The organism is Salinimicrobium gaetbulicola (genome assembly GCF_042676025.1).
GTDB lineage: Bacteria > Bacteroidota > Bacteroidia > Flavobacteriales > Flavobacteriaceae > Salinimicrobium > Salinimicrobium gaetbulicola.
Genome location: NZ_JBHTJP010000032.1, coordinates 676,431 through 686,637 on the forward strand (window position 1 = coordinate 676,431; position 10,207 = coordinate 686,637).

General features: G+C 42.3%; 10 protein-coding genes. All 10 read left to right on the forward strand.

The annotated features are described in order from the left end of the window. The first annotated feature begins 14 nt into the window (after window positions 1–14). The 10 genes from udk to lepB all read left to right on the forward strand — a co-directional run bounded on the left by udk (window position 15) and on the right by lepB (window position 10,206). The gene (udk, locus tag ACFQ1G_RS04575; protein WP_380737092.1) at window positions 15–623 is read left to right on the forward strand and encodes a uridine kinase; all 609 of its coding nucleotides are present in this window, start codon (window positions 15–17) and stop codon (window positions 621–623) included. A gap of 17 nt (window positions 624–640) precedes the next feature. After that, complete coding sequence (locus ACFQ1G_RS04580; RefSeq protein ID WP_380737093.1) at window positions 641–952, forward strand: FtsB family cell division protein; 312 nt, start codon at window positions 641–643, stop codon at window positions 950–952. Window positions 953–996: 44 nt separating this feature from the next. Then, window positions 997–2,379, forward strand: coding sequence for a methylmalonyl-CoA mutase subunit beta (locus ACFQ1G_RS04585; protein WP_380737094.1), 1,383 nt, complete (start codon window positions 997–999; stop codon window positions 2,377–2,379). Between the two features lie 41 nt (window positions 2,380–2,420). Further along, window positions 2,421–4,520 carry a methylmalonyl-CoA mutase gene (gene scpA, locus ACFQ1G_RS04590; RefSeq protein WP_380737095.1) on the forward strand — a complete coding sequence of 700 codons (2,100 nt, stop codon included), beginning with the start codon at window positions 2,421–2,423 and terminating at the stop codon, window positions 4,518–4,520. 60 nt (window positions 4,521–4,580) lie between these two features. Next, window positions 4,581–5,462, forward strand: coding sequence for an SDR family oxidoreductase (locus ACFQ1G_RS04595; protein WP_380737096.1), 882 nt, complete (start codon window positions 4,581–4,583; stop codon window positions 5,460–5,462). 185 nt (window positions 5,463–5,647) lie between these two features. After that, a complete protein-coding gene (locus ACFQ1G_RS04600; protein WP_380737097.1) occupies window positions 5,648–6,412 on the forward strand; it encodes a ParA family protein in 765 nt (254 codons plus the stop codon). 6 nt (window positions 6,413–6,418) lie between these two features. Next, on the forward strand, window positions 6,419–7,318 hold the full coding sequence (locus tag ACFQ1G_RS04605; RefSeq protein ID WP_380737098.1) for a ParB/RepB/Spo0J family partition protein: 900 nt from the start codon (window positions 6,419–6,421) through the stop codon (window positions 7,316–7,318). Continuing rightward, window positions 7,308–7,892, forward strand: a complete 585-nt coding sequence (locus tag ACFQ1G_RS04610) for a DUF5683 domain-containing protein (RefSeq protein ID WP_380737099.1) — start codon at window positions 7,308–7,310, stop codon at window positions 7,890–7,892. Before ACFQ1G_RS04605 ends, ACFQ1G_RS04610 begins: the two co-directional genes overlap by 11 nt. A gap of 1 nt (window position 7,893) precedes the next feature. Next, entirely contained in the window at window positions 7,894–8,589 is a 696-nt protein-coding gene (gene dapB, locus ACFQ1G_RS04615; protein WP_380737100.1) for a 4-hydroxy-tetrahydrodipicolinate reductase, read from the forward strand. Window positions 8,590–8,637: 48 nt separating this feature from the next. Next, window positions 8,638–10,206, forward strand: coding sequence for a signal peptidase I (lepB, locus tag ACFQ1G_RS04620; RefSeq protein WP_380737101.1), 1,569 nt, complete (start codon window positions 8,638–8,640; stop codon window positions 10,204–10,206). Window position 10,207 lies beyond the last annotated feature (1 nt).

Genomic DNA, 10,207 nt, shown 5'->3' on the forward strand with positions numbered 1-10,207 from the left:
AAAATTGAAGGAATATGTTGATCATTGGAATTGCCGGTGGTACCGGGAGTGGAAAGACTACTGTAGTAAACCAGATTATTGAAGAGTTAAAAAATGAAGAAGTAGATGTAATTTCTCAGGATTCATACTACCAGGATACCACCCACTTAAACTTTGAAGATCGAAAAAAGATAAATTTCGACCACCCTAAATCCATTGATTTTGATCTTTTGGTAACACACTTGAAAGATCTTAAGGCCGGGAAGAATATTCAGCAACCGGTTTATTCATTTAAAGAGCACAATCGTACGGGAGAAACTATAGAGATCGAACCCCGAAAAGTGATTATCGTAGAAGGGATCCTGATTCTTACCCATCCCGAAATTCGCGAAATGTTTGACATCAAGATCTATGTTCACGCAGATAGTGATGAGCGTTTAATAAGAAGATTAAAGCGTGACATTGCCGACAGAGGCCGTGATCTTGACGAGGTATTGACAAGATACCAGACCACTTTAAAACCTATGCATCAGCAATTCATAGAACCCACCAAGGAATTCGCAGATATTATTATTCCAACCAACCGCTATAACACGGTAGCTGTTGATATCGTTCAGACAATCATTAGGCAGCGTTTACTCTAATTTTGTATCTTTCAGACATGAAATTGAAAAAGATCCGCGATAATAAATGGTTTAAAATTTTCAGCAACAAATACCTGTTGGTGACTATCTCATTTGTAGTCTGGATGCTTTTTCTGGACAGCAATTCCTGGCTGATCCATCATGAACTGGACAACGAAATTGAAGATCTCGAAAAGAACAAGCAGTATTACCTGAATGAGATCGCAAAAGACAAAGCTATTATTGAAAAACTGGACGACTCTCTGGAACTTGAAAAATTTGCCCGTCGGGAATATTTCATGAAAAGAGAGAACGAGGAGATCTTTATTATAGAGCATCAAAAGGAATAAGATCCTTTCTCTCTTCGCTGCCTCCGGTTATAAAATTACTGACAATGACCAAAAATTTATTCGATGAATTTGAGGAGGTATCGGCCAAACAATGGAAACAAAAGATCCAGTTTGATCTAAAAGGTGCCGATTATAATGACACTCTGGTCTGGAATTCTCTGGACGGGATCGATGTAAAGCCTTTTTATCATCCTGATGACACCCCTACTCCCCAGAAAGTTAATTCCCCGCAGGCATGGAATATCATAGAGCAGATCTATGTTTCTTTTGCGGAAAGATCTAATAAAAAAGCTCTTGATGCTCTTGAAAAAGGTGCTGAAGGACTATGGTTTATAATCCCTTCGGAAGAAATTGAGCCCGAGATCCTTTTTAAGGATATTGATCTGAAAGAAACCACGGTGTACCTAAAACCGGAATTCTTATCGGCAGATTATTTCAAAAAACTGGATAAGGTGGTGAGCGGAAACTCAAACGTTTTCCTTCAGGTTGATCTTTTGGGTAATCTCGCACGTTCCGGTAACTGGTACAAGGATCTTAATAGTGATCACAAGGAATTAGGGGAAGTACTTCAGAAGTGCAAGAATTTCAAATCGGTGATCTCCATTGATACAAGCCTGTATCAAAATGCGGGAGCGAATATTCCGCAGCAACTGGCGTATGCGATGGCTCACGCAAATGAGTACTTCAATCACATTGCGCAAGAAGATCTTTCCGAAGAAAAAGAAAACCTCGAATTTCAATTTATTGTTGCCTCAGGCCCAAATTACTTTTTCGAGATCGCGAAAATAAGAGCACTACGGGTATTGTTAGCTTCACTGGCCAAAGAATACGGGTTTTCAGAAACCTGTCATATTCTGGCTCAGCCTTCCAAAAGAAATAAGACACTTTATGACTTCAACGTCAATTTACTGCGCACCACTACAGAGTGCATGAGTGCCATTCTTGGAGGTGCTGACAGCGTCTGCAATATGGCTTATGATGCTATTTACCATAAGAATAATGAATTTGGAAGAAGGATCGCCAGAAACCAGTTATTGATCCTCAAGCATGAAAGTTACTTCGAGAAAGTGGCGAATCCGGCAGAAGGAAGTTACTATATTGAAACCCTCACTAATCAAATGGCTGAAAAAGCCCTGGATATCTTTAAAGAGATTGAAAAAGGCGGCGGATTCCTTACCCAGCTAAAAGAAGGAGTTATTCAGAAGAAAATTTCAGAAAGTGCCACTAAGGAACAGGAGCAATTTGATTCTGGTGAACTTGCATTAATAGGCACCAATAAACACCCCAATCCTGATGACCGGATGAAAGAGGAACTGGAATTATATCCATTTTTAAAGCAAAAACCCCGAAAAACGCTTTTACCGCCGGTCATTGAAAAACGACTGGCAGAAAAGGCAGAACAGGAGCGATTAACGCAGGAGGTCTAAGGCCTTAAAATTTATTATTACTTCTCTCAACCAACCAGACCATGAGCAGAAAAGATCTTCAACATATAGCAATTACCAAGGAAAGGGATCATCAGGATGCTAAAACACCTGAAGGTTCAAAAACCTATTCCCAAAAGGACATTGAGAACCTGCACCATTTGAAATTTGCCGCAGGGATCCCGCCCTATTTGCGCGGACCTTACAGCACCATGTATGTACGCAGGCCTTGGACCATCAGGCAATACGCTGGATTTTCAACTGCTGAAGAAAGTAACGCTTTCTACCGCAGGAATCTTGCCGCAGGCCAAAAAGGACTTTCAGTAGCCTTTGATCTGCCAACACACAGAGGTTATGACAGTGACCATGAGCGGGTTGTAGGTGACGTAGGAAAAGCCGGGGTTGCCATTGATTCGGTTGAAGATATGAAGATCCTTTTCGACCAGATCCCGCTTGATAAAATGTCGGTTTCCATGACCATGAATGGCGCGGTTTTACCTATTATGGCCTTTTATATAGTTGCCGCCGAAGAACAAGGCGTTAAACCTGAACTACTTTCAGGGACCATCCAAAATGACATTTTAAAGGAGTTTATGGTTAGGAACACTTACATCTACCCTCCCACTCCTTCCATGAAGATCATTTCAGATATTTTTGAATATACTTCCAAAAATATGCCCCGCTTCAACAGTATCAGTATCTCAGGATACCACATGCAGGAAGCCGGTGCTACCAGTGAGATTGAGCTGGCATATACCCTGGCGGACGGACTGGAATACATAAGAAAAGGACTGGAAGCGGGAATGGATATTGACAGTTTCGCACCCCGATTATCATTTTTCTGGGCTATTGGAATGGACCATTTTACCGAAATCGCAAAAATGCGAGCCGCCCGAGCTTTATGGGCGAAACTGGTTAAACAGTTCAATCCTAAAAATGAAAAATCCTTAGCCTTACGAACCCATTGCCAGACCAGTGGCTGGAGCTTGACCGAGCAGGACCCTTTCAACAATGTTGCCCGCACCTGCATAGAAGCAGCTGCAGCGGCATTCGGAGGAACTCAGAGTTTACATACAAATGCCCTGGATGAGGCAATTGCCCTACCAACAGATTTTTCAGCCCGTATTGCCCGCAATACTCAGCTGCATTTGCAACAGGAAACAAAGATCACTAAAACGGTCGATCCTTGGGCAGGCAGCTATTATGTAGAGTCCCTCACCAATGAGATCGCCGAAAAAGCCTGGGATCTTATCCAGGAGGTAGAAGAACTTGGAGGGATGACAAAAGCCATTGAAGCCGGAATCCCGAAATTGAGAATTGAGGAAGCAGCCGCAATAAAACAGGCCCGAATTGACAGTGGCCAGGATATCATTGTGGGAGTAAATAAATATCGCCGGGAAAAAGAAGATCCTATAGTCACGCTGGAAGTAGACAACCAAACGGTTCGCCGCCAGCAAGTTGAACGACTTAAAAAAATAAGAGGTGAAAGAAATTCTGAAAAAGTTTCAAGAGCGTTAAAGAATCTCACCGAAGCAGCCCGTTCGGGTGAACAAAATTTGCTAGCTTTAGCAGTAGAAGCGGCCCGGGAAAGAGCATCTTTAGGAGAGATCAGTGATGCACTTGAAGAAGTTTACGGTCGCTATAAAGCAAAAATCCAATCCTTTAGCGGTGTGTATTCAAAAGAAATAAAAGACGACTCTTCATTCAAAAAAGCCAGAAAAATGGCCGATCAATTTGCGGAACAGGAAGGTCGCAGGCCAAGGATCATGATTGCTAAAATGGGACAAGACGGGCATGATCGCGGCGCTAAAGTAGTCGCCACAGGATATGCTGATGTTGGTTTTGATGTAGATATTGGCCCGTTATTCCAAACCCCGGCCGAAGCAGCCAAACAAGCGGTAGAAAATGACGTGCACATTCTGGGAGTCTCTTCACTGGCAGCCGGACACAAAACATTGGTGCCCCAGGTTATTGAAGAAATAAAGAAATATGGGCGTGAAGACATCATGGTCATTGTGGGTGGAGTCATTCCATCACAAGACTACCAGTTCCTATTTGATGCAGGTGCGGCAGCCGTTTTCGGTCCCGGCACAAAAATAAGTGACGCGGCCATTCAATTGCTCGAAATCTTAATAGAAGAATAAATCAAGTCTGATTAACCTCAGAAAAAAACTTATAAACAACCAATTAAAATCAAATTTCCCATGGATTATACTCAAAAAATGCTTCGAGATGACGCTTTAAAAGGCAAGAATATTGTAGTGACAGGAGGCGGCAGCGGCTTGGGAAAAGCCATGACTAAATACTTTTTGGAATTAGGTGCAAAAGTTGCCATTAGTTCCAGGAACTTGGAAAAACTTCAGAATACAGCAAAAGAACTTGAAGAAGAAACCGGAGGAACCTGTTTGCCACTGCAATGTGATGTAAGGAATTACGAGGAAGTGGAAAACATGCTGGACCAAACCGTTAAGGAATTTGGATCTGTGGATATTTTGCTGAACAATGCTGCAGGAAACTTCATTTCACCAACCGAAAGATTAAGTGCGAATGCCTTTGATACTATCATTGACATTGTACTTAAGGGAAGCAAGAACTGTACCCTCGCCTTCGGAAAACACTGGATAGATAAAGGGGAGAAAAACAAGACCATACTTAACATTGTAACAACTTATGCCTGGACAGGTTCAGCCTATGTAGTACCTAGTGCTACTGCCAAGGCAGGGGTGTTAGCCATGACACGATCTCTGGCCGTGGAATGGGCCAAATACGGAATTAGATCAAATGCGATCGCTCCTGGTCCATTTCCAACTAAAGGTGCCTGGGACAGATTATTGCCGGGTGATCTCAAAGAAAAGTTCGATCTTTCCAAGAAAGTTCCGCTTAAGCGAGTGGGAGAACATCAGGAACTTGCCAACCTTGCAGCCTACCTGGTCTCAGACTTTTCAGCATACGTGAACGGGGAAGTAATCACTATTGATGGTGGAGAATGGCTTAAGGGTGCAGGACAGTTCAATCTCCTGGAAGCAATACCTGAGGAAATGTGGGACATGCTGGAATCAATGATCAAAGCGAAGAAAAACAATTAACAGAAATCTTCTAAGGAAAATAATCAGAACCGGTTGTGAATTCGAGAAATTCCAGCCGGTTTTTTTATGATGCTTGTCAAGAAAAACCTACTAAAATGCGGGTAACATTCTTAAAACTGTTAACAAATTACCTTTCGTAAACATATAATAAATTGTATTTTTACCTTTTAAATCCAAAAAATTTAATGGGTAAAATTATTGCCATTGCAAATCAAAAAGGAGGAGTAGGAAAGACTACAACTTCTGTGAACCTAGCGGCATCCTTAGGGGTGTTGGAAAAGAAAGTTCTTTTAATTGATGCCGATCCTCAAGCAAATGCTACCTCAGGACTTGGTATTGATGTTGAAAGTATCGAGCTGGGAACCTACCAACTGTTAGAGCATTCTATTAAAGCGGAAGAAGCCATTATGAAGACCGAGTCTCCAAACGTGGACATCATTCCTGCTCATATAGATCTTGTAGCGATAGAAATTGAACTTGTAGATCAGGATGCACGTGAATACATGTTAAAAAAGGCTATTGGACACCTTAAGGAAACATATGATTATGTTCTTATAGATTGCGCTCCTTCCCTGGGATTATTGACCCTGAACGCGCTTACCGCAGCAGATTCGGTTATCATCCCGATACAATGTGAGTATTTCGCATTAGAAGGACTGGGTAAACTTTTAAATACTATCAAGAGTGTTCAAAAGATCCACAATAATAAATTGGATATCGAAGGCCTTCTGCTTACCATGTATGACTCCCGTTTGAGGTTGTCAAATCAGGTGGTAGAGGAAGTTCAGAAACATTTTGATGAAATGGTGTTCAAAACAATCATTCAACGAAATGTACGTTTAAGTGAAGCCCCTAGTTACGGGGAAAGTATTATCAATTATGACGCGGGAAGTAAAGGAGCTACGAACTACCTGAATCTTGCACACGAGATCATAAAGAAAAACAGTTAGGAGAAGATGGCGAAGGCGACCAAGAAACAGGCACTGGGAAGAGGACTTTCAGCTTTATTGAAAGATCCTCAAAATGATATTAAATCGGCGGAAGATAAAAATGCTGACAAACTGGTTGGACATATTGTAGAACTGGAACTTGAGGCTATTGAGGTGAACCCTTTTCAGCCAAGGACCAGCTTTAATGAAGATGCTTTACGAGAACTGGCTTCTTCCATCAGGGAGTTAGGAGTGATCCAGCCAATTACAGTACGTAAGCTGGGTTACAATCAATATCAGCTTGTATCGGGAGAACGTCGTTTTCGGGCTTCAAAGCTCGTTGGACTTGAAACCATTCCGGCCTATATCAGGATCGCCAACGACCAGGAATCCCTGGAAATGGCACTGGTAGAAAATATTCAGAGGCAGGATCTTGATCCTATCGAGATCTCACTTTCTTATCAGCGACTCATTGATGAGATCAACCTAACTCAGGAACAACTGAGTGAACGCGTTGGAAAGAATCGCTCTACCATCGCGAACTACCTGAGATTATTAAAGTTAGACCCGATCATTCAAACAGGAATGAGAGATGGTTTCCTGTCTATGGGCCACGGTCGTACACTTATTAATATTGAGGATACTCAAACCCAGCTGGAGATCTACGAAAAGATCCTTGCGAATTCGCTTTCTGTAAGAGAGACCGAAAAACTGGTGAGGAATCTTCAGGAAGGAAAACCGGAAGGAAAAGCGGCAGCTCCTGTCCTTCCGAAGAACATCAAGAAAAGCATCAAGGAATTTTCAGAACGCCTGGGAACTAAAGTCGATGTGAAGGTGGCGAAAAAAGGAAACGGAAGGTTAATTATTCCGTTTACTTCAGAAGAAGATCTCGAAAGACTGAAAAAAATAATCTACGGTGAAGAGTAGAACTTCCATATTATTTATTCTTTTTCTACTTTTTGTCGGACCCTTATTTGCGCAACAAGATACCCTTCTTGTAAGTGCCCAAAAAGTGGTGGAAGAGCCGGCGTATGAACCTTACGATCCGCTCTCCCCTGCCCGCGCAGCCTTTTATTCTGCTGTATTACCGGGATTGGGACAGGCCTATAATGGAAAGTACTGGAAAATACCTGTGGTATATACCGCTTTAGGTATAGGCGTGTATTTTTACATTGACAACGACCAGCAATACGATAGATACCGTGATGCCTACAAAAGCAGGCTTGCAGGAAAGACTACCGATGAATTTTCAGATGCCAACGGAGAACCTATTGTTTCTACTAATGGACTGATCGAAGCGCAGCGATTTTACCAGCGCAACAAGGAGATCTCGGTCCTGGTAACATTAGGACTTTACGCGCTGAATATTATTGATGCTAATGTGGATGCCCACCTTCAGCAATTCAATGTTAGCGAAGATCTTTCAGTAAAACCAGCGGTCGACTTTGACCAATACTCCGGAAAAACGGGTTACGGACTTTCTTTAAACTACCAATTTTGATATGAAAATAGCTCTTTTAGGATACGGAAAGATGGGGCAGACGATCGAGCGATTAGCTAAAGACCGTGGTCATGAGATCGTTTACACTATCAAAGAGAAAATTAAAAACTACGATCTTTCAAAGGTCGACGTTGCCATAGATTTTAGTGTGCCCGATGCAGCCTTTGAAAATATTACCACTTGTTTTGAGCAAAACATACCCGTGATCTCCGGAACCACAGGTTGGCTTGAACGATATGATGAGGCCGTTGCCAGCTGTAAAGAAAATGACGGGGCTTTTATCTATGCTTCCAATTTTAGCCTTGGAGTAAACCTCTTTTTTGAGTTGAACAAGAAACTCGCTGAAATGATGAGCTCTTTTCCCGAATATGCTATTGGAATTGAAGAGATCCATCATACCCAAAAACTGGATGCTCCCAGTGGAACAGCGATCACCCTCGCCGAACAGATCATGGAGAATACAGACCGTAAAGGCTGGAGGCTCAATCGTGCCGAAGAAGGGGAAATCCCGATCATGGCCAAACGCATTGAAAATGTACCTGGAACACACGTGGTCTCCTATAAGTCACCTATTGACACCCTTAAAATTGAACATATTGCCCATTCCAGAGACGGTTTCGCACTTGGAGCAATAATCGCTGCAGAATGGATTCAGAACAAAAAAGGTGTATTCAGCATGAAAGATGTTTTGTTTTAGTGTAACAAACTTTCAGCTGTTAATACCAATAACCACAAAGAATAAATCATGACTTTCACAGAATGGATCCTTTTTTTCCTGGTTGTCCAACTAATACATTTTCTAGGAACCTGGAGATTATATAAAAAAGCCGGGCGCAAGGCCTGGGAAGCAGCCATCCCGGTATATAATGCCGTAATTTTAATGAAGATCATTAACCGCCCGTGGTGGTGGGTGATCCTGCTGTTCATTCCTATTGTGAACCTTATCATGTTTCCGGTTATTTGGGTGGAGACCATCAGAAGTTTTGGCAGAACCTCTACCGCCGACACGATCCTGGTACTCATTACTTTAGGACTCTACATCTATTACGTCAATTATGTTTCTGATGTAAAATATCGTGAAGAGCGTTCCCTGCATCCTGGAAGCGCGGCGGGAGAATGGATAAGCTCCATACTTTTTGCGGTGGTAGCCGCCACTATTGTTCACACTTATGTGATGCAACCTTTTACGATTCCTACATCTTCCCTTGAAAAGACTTTACTGGTAGGAGATTACCTTTTTGTAAGCAAGTTCCATTACGGGGCGCGCACTCCTATCACTTCTATAGCATTTCCAATGGTACATGACACCATTCCGGGAGTGGGTGTAAAATCGTATCTGAACGAGCCTTCTATTCCATATTTTAGGTTACCCGGTTTTGAAGAAATTGAAAGAAATGATATAGTGGTCTTCAACTGGCCGGTAGATACCGTACGTAAGTTCTTCGACCGATCGGGAATGAGGTATGATAAACCGATAGACAAGAAATCCAACTACGTAAAACGCGCTGTTGGTATGCCGGGGGATTCTTTAAAGATCATTGATGGTAAAGTGCATATCAACAATGAACCTTTACAACTTCCGGACAGAGCAAAACCACAATATTCCTACGTTGGAACCACAAAAGGTCAGGCGCTGGATCCATACACCCTATACAATATGTACGGAATCACAGATCCTTCTTATTACGACCCCAACACCAACCAGTTCTTTATCCAGTCCCTTTCAGAAGAGGCCTTTGAGCGCTTAAAGAACAATCCAAACGTTGCCTCCATCGAGAGACAGATCGCACCAAAGGGAAGCAAAGAGACCAAGATCTTTCCTAACAACAATAAAACTCCATGGAACGGGGATAACCTCGGACCAGTCTATATTCCGAAAAAAGGAGAGACAGTAGATCTTACAATAAAAACTTTCCCATTCTACCGCCGTATCATAGAAACCTACGAAGGTTTGGAGATGGGTATTGACAACGAATTGTCGCTCAATGGAACCCAGGTGCTATTGAATGGCCAACCAGTAAATTCATATACCTTCAAACAGAATTACTACTGGATGATGGGAGATAACCGCCACAATAGTGAAGATAGTCGCTACTGGGGGTATGTTCCCCAAAACCACGTAGTTGGAAAACCGGTGTTCATCTGGTTGAGCCTGGATCCTAATAAATCAGGTTTTAGTAAAATAAGATGGGATCGCATGTTCACCACAGTTGGCGGTGATGGCGAACCGGTCTCTTATTTCCCCTACTTCCTGGTAGTTATCGTTGGACTTTTAGGCTATAGTTTTTTCAAGAAAAAGAAGAGTAAAAAGTAAG